The sequence below is a fragment of the Nostoc sp. DedQUE05 genome (genome assembly GCF_034530955.1).
Lineage (GTDB): Bacteria > Cyanobacteriota > Cyanobacteriia > Cyanobacteriales > Nostocaceae > Nostoc.
Window position 1 is genome coordinate 148,865 of record NZ_JAVRCB010000008.1, and the last position, 18,469, is coordinate 167,333.

The 18,469-nt window shown below is 42.3% G+C and carries 15 protein-coding genes and 2 pseudogenes; 12 read left to right on the forward strand and 5 right to left on the reverse strand.

All coding sequences use genetic code 11. From position 1 onward, the window contains the following. Positions 1–201: 201 nt before the first annotated feature. Complete coding sequence (locus RMZ42_RS08305) at positions 202–396, reverse strand: hypothetical protein (protein WP_322670956.1); 195 nt, start codon at positions 394–396, stop codon at positions 202–204. A 162-nt stretch (positions 397–558) separates the two neighbouring features. On the opposite strand from RMZ42_RS08305, the gene RMZ42_RS08310 reads away from it, so the two are divergent. The 6 genes and pseudogenes from RMZ42_RS08310 (at position 559) to RMZ42_RS08330 (ending at position 7,830) form a co-directional block, all read left to right on the forward strand. Then, positions 559–2,772 (forward strand): NACHT domain-containing NTPase, encoded by a 2,214-nt coding sequence (locus RMZ42_RS08310; RefSeq protein WP_322670957.1) that lies wholly within the window; start codon positions 559–561, stop codon positions 2,770–2,772. A 157-nt stretch (positions 2,773–2,929) separates the two neighbouring features. Beyond that, positions 2,930–3,070, forward strand: coding sequence for a hypothetical protein (locus RMZ42_RS08315; RefSeq protein WP_322670958.1), 141 nt, complete (start codon positions 2,930–2,932; stop codon positions 3,068–3,070). Positions 3,071–3,173: 103 nt separating this feature from the next. Then, a complete protein-coding gene (locus tag RMZ42_RS08320) occupies positions 3,174–3,893 on the forward strand; it encodes a conjugal transfer protein TrbI (RefSeq protein WP_322670959.1) in 720 nt (239 codons plus the stop codon). A gap of 788 nt (positions 3,894–4,681) precedes the next feature. Next, positions 4,682–5,254: pseudogene (locus RMZ42_RS34675) on the forward strand (right-handed parallel beta-helix repeat-containing protein); the annotation flags it as partial. A gap of 279 nt (positions 5,255–5,533) precedes the next feature. Next, positions 5,534–6,163, forward strand: a pseudogene (locus RMZ42_RS08325) (S-layer homology domain-containing protein); the annotation flags it as partial. Positions 6,164–6,588: 425 nt separating this feature from the next. Next, the gene (locus RMZ42_RS08330) at positions 6,589–7,830 is read left to right on the forward strand and encodes an S-layer homology domain-containing protein (protein ID WP_322670960.1); all 1,242 of its coding nucleotides are present in this window, start codon (positions 6,589–6,591) and stop codon (positions 7,828–7,830) included. 212 nt (positions 7,831–8,042) lie between these two features. Here RMZ42_RS08330 and RMZ42_RS08335 read toward each other — a convergent pair whose 3' ends face one another. Then, positions 8,043–8,963: an AraC family transcriptional regulator gene (locus RMZ42_RS08335; RefSeq protein WP_322670961.1), complete on the reverse strand. Its 921-nt coding sequence runs from the start codon at positions 8,961–8,963 to the stop codon at positions 8,043–8,045. A 296-nt stretch (positions 8,964–9,259) separates the two neighbouring features. Between RMZ42_RS08335 and RMZ42_RS08340 the strand changes: the two genes are divergently transcribed. The 3 genes from RMZ42_RS08340 (at position 9,260) to RMZ42_RS08350 (ending at position 12,070) form a co-directional block, all read left to right on the forward strand. Then, entirely contained in the window at positions 9,260–10,225 is a 966-nt protein-coding gene (locus RMZ42_RS08340) for an NADP-dependent oxidoreductase (protein ID WP_322670962.1), read from the forward strand. A gap of 75 nt (positions 10,226–10,300) precedes the next feature. After that, positions 10,301–11,056 (forward strand): SDR family oxidoreductase, encoded by a 756-nt coding sequence (locus tag RMZ42_RS08345; RefSeq protein WP_322670963.1) that lies wholly within the window; start codon positions 10,301–10,303, stop codon positions 11,054–11,056. A gap of 126 nt (positions 11,057–11,182) precedes the next feature. After that, positions 11,183–12,070, forward strand: a complete 888-nt coding sequence (locus RMZ42_RS08350; protein WP_322670964.1) for an aldo/keto reductase family oxidoreductase — start codon at positions 11,183–11,185, stop codon at positions 12,068–12,070. A 25-nt stretch (positions 12,071–12,095) separates the two neighbouring features. Here the strand turns inward: RMZ42_RS08350 and RMZ42_RS08355 are convergent, their stop codons facing one another. Continuing rightward, a complete protein-coding gene (locus RMZ42_RS08355) occupies positions 12,096–13,448 on the reverse strand; it encodes an ATP-binding protein (RefSeq protein ID WP_322670965.1) in 1,353 nt (450 codons plus the stop codon). Positions 13,449–13,735: 287 nt separating this feature from the next. Between RMZ42_RS08355 and RMZ42_RS08360 the strand changes: the two genes are divergently transcribed. Next, on the forward strand, positions 13,736–14,053 hold the full coding sequence (locus tag RMZ42_RS08360) for a DUF3155 domain-containing protein (protein WP_041566316.1): 318 nt from the start codon (positions 13,736–13,738) through the stop codon (positions 14,051–14,053). 451 nt (positions 14,054–14,504) lie between these two features. On the opposite strand, the gene RMZ42_RS08365 is transcribed toward RMZ42_RS08360, so the two are convergent. Further along, positions 14,505–15,035 (reverse strand): cofactor assembly of complex C subunit B, encoded by a 531-nt coding sequence (locus RMZ42_RS08365; protein ID WP_322670966.1) that lies wholly within the window; start codon positions 15,033–15,035, stop codon positions 14,505–14,507. A gap of 52 nt (positions 15,036–15,087) precedes the next feature. Beyond that, entirely contained in the window at positions 15,088–15,435 is a 348-nt protein-coding gene (locus RMZ42_RS08370) for a PadR family transcriptional regulator (protein ID WP_289798053.1), read from the reverse strand. Between the two features lie 597 nt (positions 15,436–16,032). On the opposite strand from RMZ42_RS08370, the gene RMZ42_RS08375 reads away from it, so the two are divergent. Together RMZ42_RS08375 and serS are read left to right on the forward strand one after the other, a co-directional pair. Beyond that, the gene (locus tag RMZ42_RS08375) at positions 16,033–16,611 is read left to right on the forward strand and encodes a DUF3611 family protein (RefSeq protein WP_292730500.1); all 579 of its coding nucleotides are present in this window, start codon (positions 16,033–16,035) and stop codon (positions 16,609–16,611) included. Between the two features lie 532 nt (positions 16,612–17,143). Then, entirely contained in the window at positions 17,144–18,424 is a 1,281-nt protein-coding gene (gene serS, locus RMZ42_RS08380; protein WP_322670967.1) for a serine--tRNA ligase, read from the forward strand. Positions 18,425–18,469 lie beyond the last annotated feature (45 nt).

Sequence of the window (18,469 nt, forward strand, 5' to 3'; positions counted from 1 at the left end):
GAAACTTTCCTAGAGGCTTTTCGTTATTTTTTTCTATTGACTGAGAAGAAAACATTCTTATTTGATTTGTGAGAATTGAAAGTTACAGATCCCTGACTTCGTAAAAGTTGTCGGGGATCTTGTCTCTTAGGAATTATTTAGGATTGTGATAGTCGCCAAGACAGAATTTGTCATTGGCTAATTGCGTAGGCGTAGCCCGTCTTAAACATCGCGATCGCTTGACCTTGACCGAGGTATCAACAATCCAATATATGTACCGACAGCAAATTTGGTTAAATCTAGAAATGGAGGGCGACTCTTTTCATCGATAACTGCAATAGTAAGAGAACCAATCACCATAATCAGTGTTACAACAGCCAGCACTTCATCTCTTGAAGGAAATTTCTTGGATAACATTAACTTACTCTCAAATCGTTTAAATCTCTATATCCCTAGCTTTACAGGCGAGTGTTTGTTGTAGGCTTAAATACAGGCTTGAGATATGAGTGAGTTGTGTATGCGATGAGAATGAATTACCAAATTGGCAGTTAGAATCAGCAAAAGTGTAGTGGTTAGCTTATGACGGGGCGATCGCTTTCCTGTTCTCCAGAAGGTATCCAAAAAGCAAAAAAAGCTTTAATTCGTTATTCCTTAACTCAAAAGGCATTAGCTCAAGAGTTAGAAGTAACTCGCCAGCCGATCGGGAAGTTCTTTACAGGTAAACCTGTTGACCGTAATCTCTTTGTCCAGATTTGCGACAGGCTAGACCTAGAGTGGGAAGAAATAGTTGCTGAACCAGCCAGTGAACCAGAGATTAATCAAGATAACAGCATTGATATTGATGCGATCGTGCAAGGAGTACGTGAAAAGATAAAACCCGTCATTCAAGAACGTTGCGGTACAATGCGGGTGCTAGATATGACTCAGCCCATTGGATTGAATGATATTTATACCAGCGTTAATATTTTGGATAAAATCACTGGACAGCGGCGGTTAGGCATTGAGGAATTATTACAACAGTGTAAAAGCCAGGATTTTGATTGCTTTGGACTCAACAGAATTACTGAAAAACGATTGCCAGGACTGGAAGCGGTTGAGAAATATTCCAAGCTGATGATTTTGGGTAAACCAGGTGCAGGCAAAACCACATTTTTGAAATATTTAGCAATTCAGTGTATTGGAGGTGAATTTCAGGCTGAACGTGTACCAATTTTTGTCACCCTCAAAAACTTTGCGGAAGCTGCAAACAAACCTGGATTATTGCAATACATTACTGAAGAGATAATAAATCCTATCTCTTCTATCCGAGATGTACTAATCTATGGCAAGGCATTAGTTTTACTCGATGGGTTGGATGAGGTTAGAGAAGAGGATAGTAACCGTGTATTAAAAGAAATTCGTGAGTTTTCTGACCGTTTCCCAAACAATCAGTTTGTGATGACTTGTCGTATTGCGGCACGGGAGTATACCTTTGAGAAGTTCACAGAGGTAGAAGTTGCTGATTTTGATTATGACCAAATTTCCAACTTTGCCAATAACTGGTTTAAGGATAAAGCTGTAAAACCAGAGACTTTTATCAAACGTCTCGAAGAGAATAGCCGAATCAAAGAACTTTCTGCAAGTCCTCTGCTGCTGACGTTGCTTTGTTTAGCATTTGAAGAGTCAGGAGATTTTCCTGCAAATCGTTCTGAGTTATATAAAGAAGGACTGGATGCGTTATTGAAAAAATGGGATGCCAAGCGGGGAATTCAACGCGATCAGATTTACAAAAAGCTATCAGTCCAACGCAAAGAAGATTTACTCAGCAAAATGGCGTTAACTACTTTTGAGGGGAGTGAATATTTCTTCAAGCAGAAAGTAGCAGAACAATACATTACAGAATACATCCGCAATTTACCAGGTGCTAATACTGACGAAGAAGTATTGCAACTTGACAGTGAGCAAGTTTTGCGTTCAATTGAGCATCATCATGGCTTAGTTGTCGCAAGAGCGACAAGAATTTATTCATTTTCTCACCTCACATTTCATGAGTATTTCACAGCTAGAGAATTTGTGGTTGTGAGACAGTCATCAGAGGAAGCACTGCAAAATCTTGTTAGCCATATTACTGAGAAACGCTGGCAGGAAGTCTTTTTGCTGGCGGTTGGGATGGCTCCAAGTGCAGATCGGTTATTGCTGTTGATGAAAGAGAAAATTGATGCCCTTATAACTACTGATGAAAAGTTGCAGGATTTTTTAATGTGGGTACAGAATAAATCTCTAAATGTTGATACTAATTACAAACTAACAGCAGTTAGAGCTTTTTACTTAGAACTTGGTCTTGGTCTGATGCCTGAGATTAGTCTTGACCTAGCCTGTAGCCTGGATAATACTATTATTTCTGTTCGTTATTCTGCCTCTAACTGTCCTCTCTGTTTTGATCGCGATCTTTTTTTAGCACTACACCTGAATAAAAATTTATTATTTGACAATATTAACTTCTTTGAATATTTCCCAAAACTATATTTAGAACTAGCCATATTACAGAAAGAATTCTTAGAAATAACAAAAGATAAAAGTAGAAATAGTAAAGAAAAATTAAGAAGATGGATGATTAAATATCGCAATTTAGGTCACGATTGGAAATTTAGTAAAAACCAGAAAAAATTGCTGATACAGTACTACGATATTAATCAATTAATGGGAGATTGCCTAAATAGCGATTGTTATATCAGCCGAGAAGTACGACAGCAAATAGAAGATACTTTGCTATTACCGATCGCAGAGATTAAACAGCGCCAACAGCAATCATAAATACTCATATAAGAGATAGTGAATTATTCGTTAAAAAAGCGAAAGTATTTCACAAATATTAGCAAATAAATCTAGAATGGAAGTAAGAGTTCACAGTCAACCCATTCGCCTCTATTCAATGGCTTAGATATGTGGACATGAGTAATAAAACAGCATTTTGGAACAAAATGATACTCATTTACGTCGTGTAAACCTTTCATCTTTAATTTTAGTAACGCACATTAGCAGAATACAAATTCTGACAAGCGATGTCTATGACGGTTTACGTCTGCGCGATCGCAAAAACTTCCCATCATAATAAGTACTTGTATACCCCTACAGACAGGTTTAAAAACAGTCAGAAACAAACTCAGTGAATCCTCGTCATTAAATACATCACATACACAAAGGACAACCCTCTTATGACTCGCATACATCAATGGAAATCTGGAACTGCTGCACTGATGGCAATGGCCGTTACTACAAGCCTTATTAGTCCTCTATTGAGCTTGGCTCCTGCTAATGCTCAATACAGAATCGATCAAAATAGAACTAGTCAATACGGAAACGTTACCATTCCTTCTGGAGTTGCTCTTCCTGTCACCTACGAAAAAGAGACAATTACTATCGCTCCTGGAGAAAGTAAATCTCTAACCTTGAGAATTGCCAATGACATTATCGACAGAAATAGAAATGTCTTAATTCCTGCTGGTACTAAAGTAAATGGACGGCTAGAATCTGTTGACTTAGATAGTTATTCTAGAGATACAAGAAATGATGATAACCAAGGAAAAGGCGTGCGGTTTGTCGCTCAAGAATTAGAATTTTCTAACGGTCAACGTCAGTCGATTAATGCAACTTCTCGGACATACACCACAACTCAAAGAGTATCACAGAAGCCCAACACTACTCAGGTTTTAACTGACGCAGCTATTGGTGGGGGTGCTGGTCTTTTAGGTTCATTAATTACTGGTAATCGCAAAATTGACGATTTAAAACCTGTTATTGGTGCGGCTGCAGGTGCCGGTGCGAGTGTGCTGTTGCGGAAAAAAGAAGGAAATGCCTTTGTCCTTAGACCTGAACAGGATTTAAGGCTTACATTGAATTCTAACTTGAATTTAGTACCACAATCCCGCTACTAGATTTAACTTCATTCAAGTTGTGAATTTAATCCTCCCTGATATGCGATCGCCACTTTAACTAGAGTGTGCGATCGCCTTTATTTTTAACCCTAAAAAATTCTCTTGAACAGCAACTATTCCACCTCTGTATCGTCTTAATCAATATCGATATTTATTGTAATACTTATTTAAAAATTAGCTCTATTGTATTTTGTATCTAAAAGAGTATTCAAAATTATGGAATATCCTGATACTTTTATTAAGTAGTAGCGATCGAGGAGCTTCTTCTTATGGTAATTCAAGGTTTGAATTTAAGCACATATCTTGCAATTCCTGTAGTATTAAGTCTTTTGGTTCCGGGAGACAATATAAAGGTATCTTCAGTTGAAAACGCCAGTCAGGTATCCACTAACAAGGAAGCGAGTCTATCTAGCGGTGAGCTAATCAGCGCGAATTCAACACCGAAAACATACTATGTTAGTGGTAGTGGAAACGACAATAATAGCGGACTTTCTACTTCATCTGCCTTTAAAACAATTCAAAAGGCAGCAGACCTTACGAACCCTGGCGATACAGTATTGATTATGAACGGAGTATACACAAATACAGGTAAAGCTGGGAGTGTAGTAAATATTATACGTTCTGGAACTGCAAATGCATGGATTAGGTATAAAGCATATCCTGGGCATTTCCCAAAAATTCAGCACAATACATGGAATGGGATCACGATTTCAAATAAAGCTTCATATATCGAGATCAATGGGCTAGAGGTTATGGGAAACAATGCCAATATAACCCTTGATTATGCGATGAGTGAGAAGACTAACAAACAAAACCCACTGACGAATGGAAACTGTATCAACGTTGATGGTCGAAGCAATGGTCATGTTCATCACATCCGTATTTTGAACAACAAAGTGCATGACTGTGGAGGAGCAGGTATTTCAGCAATTCAAGCAGACTATGTAACAATAGATAATAATGTGGTATTTAATAATGCCTGGTACAGCGTTTATGGTTGCAGTGGCATTTCAATGTTGAATAATTGGAATTCTGATAACAACCAGGGATACAAGATGTTTGTTACCAACAACAAGACCTACAACAATCGTATGTACATCCCTTGGATTGCAGTTGGAAAGATCACAGACGGTAATGGCATTATTATCGATAGTACAAGAAATCAAGACAACTCAAAATTGGGTGTATATAAAGGACGTACTTTAGTTAAAAACAATCTTGCATTTAATAATGGTGGCTCAGGGATTCATGCATTTTTTAGCGACCATGTTGATATTGTAAATAACACAGCTTTTTTAAATAATCAGAGTCCAGAAATTAATGGGGGGCAAATATTTGCTCATACCTCATCCGATGTCAGAATTCTCAGGAACATTCTCTATGCTTTTCCTGACAAAAATATTAATAACAACACTAAAAACAAAAACGTTGTTTATGATTATAATATCTATCTCAATAGCTCTAAGATAACTGCTAAGGGGCCTCACGATATTGTTGCAGACTCAGAGTTTTTAAGTAAGCATCCCACTCTCGAAAAAATCTCTGACGATTGGAAATCACTAGAGAAACAAAATCCGCCAACGCGGACTGTTATACAGGCTAATTCAGCAGGTTTTGTTTGCGATCCAGTGAATTATCCTTTGCAAGGCAAACAGATCGTAGTAGGATGCTCCTCGCTATCTTCAACTCAAACTGCTTTTTCTGATGTTTCATCTAACTATTGGGCGGCACAATTTATTCAACAATTGTCTGGGCAAGGTGTAATTGCCGGATTTCCTGATGGTAGCTTCCGCCCAGAAGAACCAGTCACACGCGCTCAATTTGCCGCGATGATCGACAAAGCTTTCCCAAAAGCCCAGCAACGGCAGGCAATCAATTTTACTGATGTACCTAGCAACTATTGGGCATCCAGTGCGATTGGGCAAGCTTATACTATTGGTTTCTTATCTGGTTATCCTGGAAATCGCTTTGAGCCTAATCAAGCTATTCCCCGCGAGCAGGTTTTGGTTGCCCTCGCTAACGGTTTGAAATATAGTCCTAGTGGCAATACCGAAAGCACACTGAAATACTTCAACGATGCCTCTAACATCACTAGCTATGCCCGTAGCCCGATCGCCGCAGCAGCCCAAAAGCAAATTGTGGTGAACTATCCAAATGTAAAGTTACTGAATCCAACTGCAACAGCTACTCGCGCCCAGGTAGCAGCTTTTATTTACCAAGCATTGGTTAGTTCTAATCAAGCTTCAGCAATTAACTCGCCCTATGTCGTGTTAAAACTTAGCAATTAACTCGCCCTATACAATGGTTGTCGGGTCTACTACTTGAACACCTGTATCAGTCACAATTAGAATCTGTTGATTTAGATAGTTATTTAATAGGCGATCGCTACTTTAACTAGAGTGTGCGATCGCCTTTACTTTTAACCATAAAATTTTCTACTCAACAGCAACTATTCTTTCTCTAGATCGTCTCACTCCGGATCTATATTTTTGGAAATCTGCTAATAGAGAATAGTGTGATGATATTACTTCTATTAGCTAGTTCGTTTGGCATAGATGTTTTAATGAATTTAATGATGACTGCATGACTAAAGTAATGGTTTTGACAAAAAGCAGAAAAATTAGGAACCTTGTACTTTAGTAAATGTCTAACTAATTAACAGTAAAAAAAATAATAAAACTGGAGCAAAAAAATAATGTTTAACTTAAATCGTTGGCAATCTAGAACAGCTGCACTCATGGCTTTGAGCGTCACAGTCGGTACTGTAGCGCCTTTCATTACAGCTTCACCATCTTTAGCTCAAACGACTTTTTCTGATGTTTCATCTAACTATTGGGCAGCACAATTTATTCAACAATTATCTCAGCGAGGTGTAATTGCCGGATTTCCTGATGGTAGTTTCCGCCCTGAAGAACCGGTGACACGCGCTCAATTTGCCGCGATGGTTAACAAAGCTTTCCAAAAAGCACAGCAACGGCCAGCAATCAATTTTGCTGATGTACCTAGCAACTATTGGGCATCCAGCGCAATTGAACAAGCTTATACCATTGGTTTCTTATCTGGTTATCCCGGTAATCGCTTTGAACCTAATCAAGCTATTCCCCGCGAACAGGTTTTAGTTTCCCTTGCTAACGGTTTGGAATATACTCCTAGCGGTAATACCGAAAGCACTTTGCAATACTTCAACGATGCCTCTAACATCGCTAGCTATGCCCGTAGCCCGATCGCCGCAGCAACTGAAAGGAAAATTGTGGTGAACTATCCGAATGTGAACTTCCTGAATCCAACTGCAACCGCTACTCGCGCCCAGGTAGCAGCTTTTATCTACCAAGCATTGGTTAGTTCTAATCAAGCCTCAGCAATTAACTCACCTTATGTTGTGGCTGTCGGATCTACTACCCCAACACCTACATCAGTGACAATTGCCCAAGGGACTACTATTCCTGTGAAGTATGACAAGGCAGAAAAAATTCTCGTTACAAAGGATGAAACATCGCCCTTGACATTGACAGTATCCCAAAACGTGGTGACGCAAGACGGAGCTGTAGTGATTCCTGCTGGTAGTCAAGTTGTTGGTCAACTCAAACCTGCTACAGGCGGTTCTCAATTCGTTGCTGAGAAACTAGTTTTGACCAATGGTCAAGAGTATCAACTTAACGCTAGTTCTGAAGTGATTACCAAAACTGAAACCGTCAAGAAGGGTACTAGTGTTGGTTCAATTATCAAGAATACTGTATTGGGCGCAGGTGCGGCAACTGCGGTATCTGCCGTCACAGGCGATCGCGCCATTGCCACAGAAGAAGTCTTGGGTGGTGCTGGTATCGGTGCGTTGGTTGGTCTGTTCTTCGGGAAGAATAGTGTTGACTTAATCGCCATTGACCCAAATACCGATTTACAAATGACCATCAATCAAAACTTATTGGTTTCATTAAGATAGTCATTAGTACATCTAAAGCCGAATTTTAAGAATAGCGTAAATACTAATATATTTAGTATTTACGCTAGTTTTTTATCAAACTAAAATCTTTTAGAAAATTGCTGAAACTAAATTTAAGTTAAGCAAATTTTTTACGCCGTTTTTTATTAGCGTAAGCTTGTACCATTAATTACGAATTACGAATTACGAATTACGAATTAGTAATTATTCGGTCAAGCCGTTCGTAACCGTTCAATGTCTCGCATCGGTGGCGCACCGAATAGGCGGGAATATTCCCGGCTGAACTGTGAGGGACTTTCGTACCCGACCTGATAAGCAGCAGAGGTTGCATCACAATCTTCCGTCAGCATCAGGCGACGGGCTTCTAACAGTCTTAACTGCTTTTGATATTGAAGTGGACTCATTGAGGTCACTTGCTTGAAGTGCTGATGAAACGACGAAGTAGACATTCTTACCTGCTTTGCTAAATCCTCGACTCGCATCGGCTGAGTAAACTTAGACTTAATCCGTTTGATCGCTTCAGCAATTCGCTGCATACTGCTACCAGATGTAGCAATTTGACGCACGGCTTCACTTTGTTCCCCGATCAGCAGACGGTAGTAGAGTTCCCGAATCATCATCGGTGCCAGCATAGGAATATCCTGTGGCGTATCTAAGAGCTTAGTGAGGCGAAGGGCACAGTCAAGCAACGTGGGATCGGCGTTGCTCACAAATAAGCCTCGGACGGAGTTCTCTTTCTTCGCTGAACTAAAATTCATTTGAGCAGCCATTTCACAAAGTTGCATTGGATCTAGGGTCAGCTTTAATCCTAAATACGGCCGATCGCTTGTCGCCTCAACGATACACCCACCGATGGGGAGATCGACTGAGACAACAAGACATTGCCCGATCTCATAGGGATACGTTTCCTCTCCCAGCACTATGTTTTTCTTGCCTTGAACGAGAATGGCCAGACGCGGTTCATAATCCTGGTAGATGATGGCAGATGACGCATTCGATCGCGAAAAGCTCAATGGTGCGATCGCAGTTGGATAGACAAGGTTGTTATTGGGTTCGGTGTGCCGCTCCACTAATGCCGCCAGCGCTTCGCATCGATCTGCAACTACCTCAGAATTGGGGATAACGAAAGTCATGGTAAAGCCTCGACTCATTCAATGCCCTACACGATTATAGAATGTCTTCAAGCAATCCATGCTGGAGAATTAGGCAAGGATCGAAGAGTTTTAGGCATTGGAAACTCTGAATCGAATTCGTAGGATGAAAGCATCTCAAGCAAGACCTTAAAGAATCCGAACAACGATGCCGCATTTCTTTCCTAAAATTAAAAACTTCTTGGAGGAAATGGCAATCTGTCCAAACAAACTTTGAAAAGTTTTACGCCTTTGAACTCCTCAATAACAACTGAAGTAATAAGCAGGAGAACCTATTTATGCAAAATACTCCCCAACAAATGCAAGCAATGGCTGTGGACGAGTTCGGTCATGCTGACAAGCTGACTTTGCACACCTTACCCGTGCCTATGGTAGATGCAGGCGAAGTTTTGATTCGCATCGAGACTGCCGGAGTTGGCATCTGGGACGCAATGGAGCGTGAAGGCGATCTGGTGTATAACGAAGTCCACTTTCCGCGCGTGCTGGGTGGCGAATGTGCAGGCACGATTGTTGCCATTGGCGACGGCGTTGAGCGTTTTGCTATTGGCGATCGCGTTTACGCCCAGAGCTTCATGAATGACAAGGGCGGTAGCTATGCCCAATATGTCGTCGTATCTGAAAAAACGGTCGCGTCGATACCCGATGGTCTCGATATGCTGATGGCAGGCGGGCTACCCATTGCTGGTATCACAGCGCTAAACAATTTGCAGGCGCTGGGGATAGGCAGCGAAACCATATTAATGCTATGGGGCGCGAGTGGTGGCGTGGGTCACGTGGCGCTGCAACTGGCTAAACGTATGGGGGCACACGTTTTTGCGATCGTATCGGGTGCAGACGGCGTAGAGCTGTCCAAGCAATTGGGTGCCGATGAAGCAGTGGACGGACACAGCGACGACATTGCCCAACGCGCCCGCGCTTTTGCCCCCGATGGTTTCGATGCGGCGCTGGTGCTGGTGGGCGGCGACAAGGTTCAATCCACGCTGAGTTTGGTGCGCCAGGGTGGGATCGTCTCCTTTCCTAACGGCGTGATGCCCGAACCCAAAGCGCCCGACGGTGTGGAACTCAAGAAGGCAAATGGCTTCGCCGACCCGATGTTGTTAGACGAACTTAACCAATTGATCGGTATCGGTGAGTTTCAAGTTCACATCGCGCAGACATTTGCGCTGTCAGAGGCGGCACAAGCGCAGGATGCGATGAAACAGCACTATCTGGGCAAAATCGTGTTGCGCGTGAGCGGCGAATAAGCGCTGATTGAATTTTCAGCTTTGACAACAACTTTACTCTCAACAAATTTTGACATCTTTGCAGGAAAAATACTTATGAATCTCACGGACAACACCATCCTCATCACTGGCGGTACAAGCGGCATCGGTCGTGGGCTTGCCGAGGCTTTCTATCAACGCGGTAATCAAGTGATCGTCGCAGGTCGTCGTCAACATCTCCTCGACGAAATCACCGCGGCTCACTCCGGTATGCACGGGATTCAACTTGACGTTCAAGATCCGGCGGACATCGAAGCCTTTGCGTCCCGCATTCGAGAGCAGTTCCCTAAACTCAATGTTCTAATCAACAATGCCGGAATTGCTAAGACGGAAGACCTCACCTCAGATCCGATCGATTTCTTTGCGATCCAGTCTATGATTCAGACTAATATTGTCGGTGTACTTCACCTCACGGCGGCACTCCTCCCGACTCTCAAACAGCAACCGCATTCAACGATTATCACCACCACCTCTGGCTTGGCTTTCGTTCCCATCAGTCCATATCCGACTTATTGCGCGAGCAAGGCTTTTCTGCACTCTTGGTTGCAGTCGCTCCGCGTTCAGCTTCAAGAAACCTCCGTGGAGGTTCTTGAACTTGCCCCACCCTATGTACAGACGGAACTTGGTGGGGCTAGTCAGGCGACCGATCCTGCCGCAATGCCACTGGCTGACTTTATTGCTGAAGTGATGCAGATTCTCAGCACTCCCAACCCGCCCCACGGCGAAATCCTTGTTAATCGTGTCAAAGCACTACGATTTGCCGAAAGGAACGGTGAGTATGAGCAAATATTCGCAAGCCGCAACGAACAATGACAAGCGATAGAAATCTATCGATCGCCAAGAGAGGGCTGCGATCGCACGCAGCGACATCAATGAGAAATGGACTCTACAAAATTGCTGTCGTTAAATCACTAAAAAATTCTTGGAGAAAGTAGCAATATGTCTGAGCAAACGAACCTTGGTGGGAATTTTACGCTGCCGAACACTTCAATAACAGTGAAGCGCATAGGTTATGGTGCCATGCAACTCGCGGGCCCGAATGTAATGGGTGCGCCGCGAGATGTGGATGCAGCCGTTGCTGTTTTGCGCGAAGCGATCGCACTTGGCATTAATCATATCGATACCAGCGACTTCTATGGGCCTCACATCACGAATCAAATTATCCGACAAGCACTGCATCCCTACCCGGAAGATTTAGCGATCGTCACTAAGGTGGGAGCGCGTCGTCCTGAAGATGGATCGTGGGTTCCCGCGATGTCGCCGCAGGAACTAACCGAAGCGATTCACGACAATCTGCGTAATCTCGGACTCGATGCGATCGATGTTGTCAATCTCCGCTTGATGGGTGACGTTCATGGGCCATCGGAGGGTTCTCTTGCAGAGCCGCTAACGACCTTAGCCGAACTTAAGGAGCAGGGATTAATTCGTCACCTCGGTTTGAGCAATGTCACACCTACGCAGTTGGCAGAGGCGCAAACGATCGCAGAAATCGTCTGCGTGCAGAATCACTACAACGTAGCGCACCGAGAAGATGACGCTTTCATTGACGACCTCGCGAAGCAGGGAATTGCTTATGTGCCGTTCTTCCCGCTAGGTGGATTCAATCCGTTGCAATCCTCAGCCCTCGATGCTGTCGCAGCATCACTTGGAGCCACACCGATGCAGGTCGCCTTGGCATGGCTGCTTCAGAGATCGCCGAACATCCTGTTAATTCCCGGAACGTCATCCATTAGTCATCTGCACGAAAACACCAAAGCGGCAAATCTGCAACTTTCACCGCAAACGATCGCACATCTCGACGCGATCGCTACAACTGCGGTTCAGTGAAAACATTATTGTCCAAGGCTCAAAACTAATTCTCAACTTCCGGCAACCAAATAATAAATGTAGTTCCTGGCGCATTGGGTGAAGTGAATTTAGAGTTGATTGCAGGGCTGAAAACCTCAATTTCACCCTGCATTTGCTCTATTAATTGTTTAGCGATCGCTAACCCCAAACCTGTGCCAGGGATTTCTGTTTGCGCTTGTACTCCGCGATAATGCCGTTCTCCAAGATGTTCTAAATCCTGGGGTGGAATGCCGGGCCCGTTATCACTAATAACTATTCCCTGAAAATTAGCTTTTTCTTGCCCCGCCTGAATCAAAATTTTGCCACCAGTGGGAGTGTATTTCAAAGCATTATCAATAATATTAGTTAACACCTCTCGTAATGCTTTGACATTGGCACGTACTAGGGATGAATTCTCTTGAATTTCAGTTATTAGTTTTAGCTTTCGCTCTTGGGCGATCGCTTTGGCTGATATTAATAATGGTTCTAATATATCTGCTAGGGAGCAGTCAACTGCTTTATCTCCCGTTCCTGGTAATAATAACGGAGGTTTAGCATCTTTTTGGATAGTTGCTTCTACAAATACTTCTTCAGGGAGATGTAGTGGTGCTAAATCTGCCTCTGTCAAATCAATTACTTGATCGAATTGTTGCAGCAATTCTTGGAGGCGATCGCTTTCTCTGACAATACTATTTGCCACATCCCGGTTAACATCTGCTGGTCGTAGTCGTTTCAATAGGAGTTTGCCAAAAGTCCGTAACGCCGTTAATGGGTTACGAAACTGATGCAATAGATTATCCAGCAAATCTCGCTGTTTTTCTTGGAGAATTTGTTGCTCGCGCAACTGTTGCTCAAACCATGCTCGCCGCTGATCTAAAATACAAGCGATCGCTAATGTTTGGGCTATCCGTTGAATCTGACTTTGTTCGTGTTCATTCCATACCCGGTCTTTCCTACCTGTCACTAATAACCCCATCATCACACCCTCATAAATCAAAGGTAAAACAATTTGGTTGCCACTAAGTAGGTATTCCTCTTTGAGATCGGGTTGAGACGTATCTGGTATCTCAGACTCCCGTGACGAAGTTGGAGATTCTGAACCTGCTGTCAATAACCTTCCCTGTTGATTGGGTAATATAAACGCCTTTCCAAGTTGAAGTTGCTTGTATGCCGTCGCTTCAATAGTTTCCTCTCCTGGCAGCAATAATGCTGTTTCCGGGTAAATCACCACAGGAATCAGTTTGGCATCGCCAGAAGGAGTATCTACCAATTCTTGTGTTAAGTACACAATACTTAAAGTTGCTCCTAGCCCTTGGGTTAGTAGCGCTATTTGCTCTCGACACAAAGCAAGAAAATCAGAACTGGCAGACATTAACATTTTTTAGCTTTTGCTCAAGATTATAGATTTTGAGGCATGATGTAAGAGAGGATACTTAATTTTTACCTCACTCATTTCATCAAGCTTAACTAAAATCTTCAAAAGAGATGGTTTGTACTAAGGAATTATATTCTTAGGTGATTTTATTTTCTTGATGTTTCAAAGATATTAACTTTCTTATATTAAAAGGTTAAAAACTATTGATATTCTGAACTAGAACCTATATAATGACGACGGATTTTGTAGCTATCACTACAATCTATAGCTTGAAAGAGGAGGACAGTATATTGGCAAGGAGACGCAAAAGGAAGAGTCGTCGTCGTCAGGAAGGACGGCGTATTTTGGAACACGTGCCTCAATATAGCATCGAAAGTGGCGAAGAAAAGCCAGTAACAGCAGCGAGAAGATTCATTCAAGCTGAAGGGATTTTGCCACCAGCGTTGCTACTTGTAAAGCGAAATGAACACACTACAGATCGTTATTTCTGGGCAGAAAAGGGACTGTTTGGTGCTCAATACGTAGAGGAAAACCATTTCTTGTTTCCTAGTTTGAGGGTGTTGGAACCTTCACCAGGTCAAGAACCTCTTGCTTTAGCTAGTCGTTGAACCATAGATGGTCATCTTGGGCATTGAATGTGGCTCCTGACTATTATTAACTGGCAAAATTGCTAAGTTTATGCAAAATTTAATTTTTTTTTAGTTTGTAGCTGATTTGCCAGGAAATCTAGTCCAGGTAGTTGGAAAGTGAAGCTGTTTCAAACCATGCTAGATTGCATGGATTGATACTAATTTGATGATGCAAAAGGGAGTGGGTATAGAGCCAAGCGCGTCTAAAAAGAAGAGTGAAGTTGCGCTCTTATGCCGTAGATGGTTAAAGCTTGCTCTGTCAATGAATTTAAGTTAATGAATTTAAATTTTTTCCCCACGACTTTGGTCGTGGGGAAAACTGACAAAGCAGCAGTCTTGATTTTCTCCTGACTACTTTCCATTGCCTGCATAGTAGGTTAGGTCAGAAGTCTGCATATCATAGTTAAGAGATGGTCGCAACAATCAACAATTATTTCCCAGGCTTGAGCTGTAGAGTCCTCTGCAACTCGCTGAGTTCATCTCGATGGGCAACTACAGCAATCTTACTTGAGGAGGTTTGTTCGCTCTGAGTTGTTTCTACTTTGAGCGATACCTTCTCAAGTCTTCCAGATTTTTTCCAATAAAATAAACCACTTAAAGGCGACAGCAGTACCATCGCCAGAACAAGGGTACTCAGGCTAGGAAAAAGCAGGGATGTCACCAGAGATAGACAAACAATGCCAGTCGCTGCTAGGAAAGTTAGAAATATGGCTAAGAACCAGCTGGGACGAACATTACCTTCAAAAATTACCTGATTTTGTTCTCGGTTTACCGTTGCCACTCGGTAAGACCGCGATCGAAAATACTCTTTTAATTGAGACATTAAAACAGCTTCATCTTGCTCAGATACTAGGTGGGCTATTTCTGTGCGGTCTTTAGTCGAGGCACGAATAAAGAAAAACAGCCCAACCGATAACAACAAGGTTAGCAGGAAGGTAGATGGCAGAATAGCAGTATCCATAACTAATTGTTAGTGTTTGACTGGAGGAGACTTATTCATTATCAATGATTCGTTACTTTTTCCTCCCGTTGATGTAGTCAAGCCATTGAAAAGCTAAATCCTGAGCTTGAACTTGCCATTCAGGAGAAACTTGGTACATCCGCCTGGGGCGCCCCCGTCCTTCGAGTTTCTTCCAATATCCAGTGATTGCCTTTTGGTCTTCTAGAAATTTGATTGCACTATAAAGTACGGTATCTGAAAGCCGATAGACGGGATACTCAGTTTCTAATTGCTCAATCAACTCGGTTCCGTAGGATTCACCTTGTAATAAAACAGACAGTATGTAACAAACTGCTAGTTCTTGACAAAGGTAAGTTGGCGGAGGATTCTCAAAAAATTGATATATATCCTCAAGTTTCATGGTTAGTGAATGGCTAAAAAAAATGCCTTAGGGTAAAGTCTACAATCCTTGTAGCTAGTATACAGTGCTACTACTACGCGAGTAATACATATAAAGCTACTTAGACTAGATATTTATTGCGTAAACATTAAACAATTACCCACGCCTGTGAAGTTGTGGGGCGAGTTTGCGAGTTTTAGGGGCACAAAACAATGTACCCCCACTCAAGCTCGATACGGTGTGGTGAGGAGCGAACAGACAGTGAGAGACTCAGTATCTTGGTGTTAACTGATGCCGAGCTGCTTAAGCAATAAAATGCCATCGAAGAAATTTTACAGGTAAAATGCTATTTTGTCTGTAAAGCTTAATAAACACTTTGTTTTACAGTGATTTTCCCAATGCAAATTCTAAAATCTTAAGCTAAGGGATATATCTGAGATCGAACTGCTACGTCGGTAGACATACTTAAACAGTAATCATTTCTGATTTCCTCGATCGCAGAATTTCTTGTCTTATTTGACAAGTGTGATAGTAAATTTATCAAAGAAGGCGCTAAACTCCCTTCGTCCTCTCCTCTTCGCCTTCCTTTATCAAGCACCCAGCATATTAGCGATCGCTATGTCACAAACTCCCGATGCCCCATCATCTTCCTCAACTCTTAGGGCAATTGCCCAAACTTTTCGCCTTACAGGTTGGATTAGCTTCTGGATTCAGCTAGTACTAGGCGTTGTTTCTAGCATAATTGTGCTGCTGTTCGCCATCTTTAATCAAAGAACTGGCAGTCCTAGTAATAATCCTGGGACTGGCTTTGGCGTATTTTTAGCAATTTGTGGACTGGTTGTTTTAGGTGGGGGGATTTATTTAGCTTACCGTTACACGAGAATTGGCAAGCAATTGGAATCCTCCAATCCCAGCAACCGCCCTCGGAAAAGCGAGACTGTGCAAGTATTACGCTTAGGTGTGTGGGTGAATTTAGGAGGAACGCTAGTGACTCTTTTGGGAGCGCAAGCGATCGTTGGAACACTGGTAGCACGATCCATATCTCCGCAAGCGATAACTACCCAATTTTTTGACCCTACCCGGATTATTAGCGGTCTAGATATGCTTGTAGTACAGGCAAACACCAACACTGTCTCAGCCCACTTTGCAGGGCTGGTGGCGTCACTTTGGTTACTCAATCGCATTAACCGACCGTAGAAAAGGGAGTCAGAAGAAAAGGTAATAGTCAAAAATCAGCAATTCTTTTGACTTCTTTTCTCCTCTTTTTCAAAAGTTGTATGGCAATAATTCAAATATGTTGATTGTACTTTTCCGAAATTATTAAATTACTGTGTGAAGAATAATACCAGTTTCTTACGTTAGCACCCATCTAAAGAGTGATATTAGAACCGTTATCAAGGTGAATTAATTTTTATTGAAGGTCTGACACTATGGAAAAACTAGAAATATGGAAGTTTAGTATACAAGTACTTTTTAGCACATTGATGATTGGATTATGTAGTTCCCTAATCTTTCTGGAACGCGATAATAGCTAAAACCAGGCAGTTTACTGGAGTGGTTTATCAGGCGTACTTGCCTACTGGCTAGCCTCACCTGCAAACACTCAGGAATCTAGAAAATCAGAATAATACTAAATTTAAATGCTTGCTTTTCTGCTCACACAAAGCCAAAATCAGTATATGCTGATGTGTTGGCAGGTAGATAATAGGCTAAAAACTGAGAAAAATCTGTGCTGGATATCAAGCAAATACGGGAAAATCCCCAATTAGTTCAAGAACGATTGAATAGTCGTAGTGGTAAATACGACATCGAACCGATATTACTGTTAGATCGGCAACAACGGGAACTTGAGGGGACGCGCAGTCAACTCCAAGCTCGGAGCAACGAAATTGGTAAAATTGTCGGCCAGAAGATAAAATCTGGGATCAATCCTCAAGACCCAGAAATTCAAGCTTTGCGGGATGAAGGTAACTCTGTCAAAGCGACGTTGAGTCAACTCGAACCCCAAGAAAAAGACCTCAAAGCTGAAATTGCTCAACTTGTGTTAGCACTTCCCAACTTGCCAAGCGACTCTACACCCCTTGGAAAGAATGAGGAAGATAACGTAGAAGTACGCCGTTGGGGTGATGAGTACATTCCTCAAAATCCGAATCTTCTCCCTCACTGGGAAATTGGCGAAAAGCTGGGTATTCTCAATGTTGAACGAGCTGTAAAAGTTGCCCAAAGTCGCTTTGTGACATTAATAGGCGCTGGTGCAGGATTGGAGAGGGCATTAATTCAATTTATGCTGTCTCTCCATACTCAAGCTGGGTATGTGGAAGTCAGTCCGCCACTGTTAGTTAATACTGAGTCTTTGACGGCGACCGGTCAGTTACCCAAGTTTGCGGAAGAAAGCTTTAAATGCGCTGATGATGACTTATGGCTGATTCCGACAGCTGAAGTTCCAGTTACAAATCTTTATCGGGGTGAAATTCTCGCTGCTGAAGATTTGCCTATTTACCACTGTGCTTTTACTCCCTGTTTTCGCCGCGAAGCTGGTAGTTATGGGCGCGATATGCGGGGATTAATTCGCCTGCATCAATTTAACAAAGTAGAAATGGTGAAGTTTGTCGAACCCAGTACGTCTTTTGATGAACTGGAAAAATTGGTAGGGAATGCAGAAGCAATTTTACAGGCGTTGCGATTGCCTTACCGAGTAGTAAATTTAAGTACTGGGGATTTAGGATTTGCCTCTACTAAAACTTATGATTTAGAGGTTTGGTTGCCCTCTTCTGGCAAATACCGCGAAATTTCTAGCTGTTCCAATACTATAGATTTCCAGGCACGACGGGCTGATATTCGCTTCAAAGAGGCGGGTAAGAAAGGAACTCAGTTCGTACATACCCTCAATGGTTCGGGTTTGGCGGTAGGAAGGACGATGGCAGCAATTTTGGAGAATTATCAACAATCTGATGGGACGGTGAAGATACCAGAAGCGCTGCAAGCTTTCTTAGGGCGTGAAGTTTTGTAATTTGTCATTGGTCATTGGTCATTTGTCATTTGTCTTTTACCAATG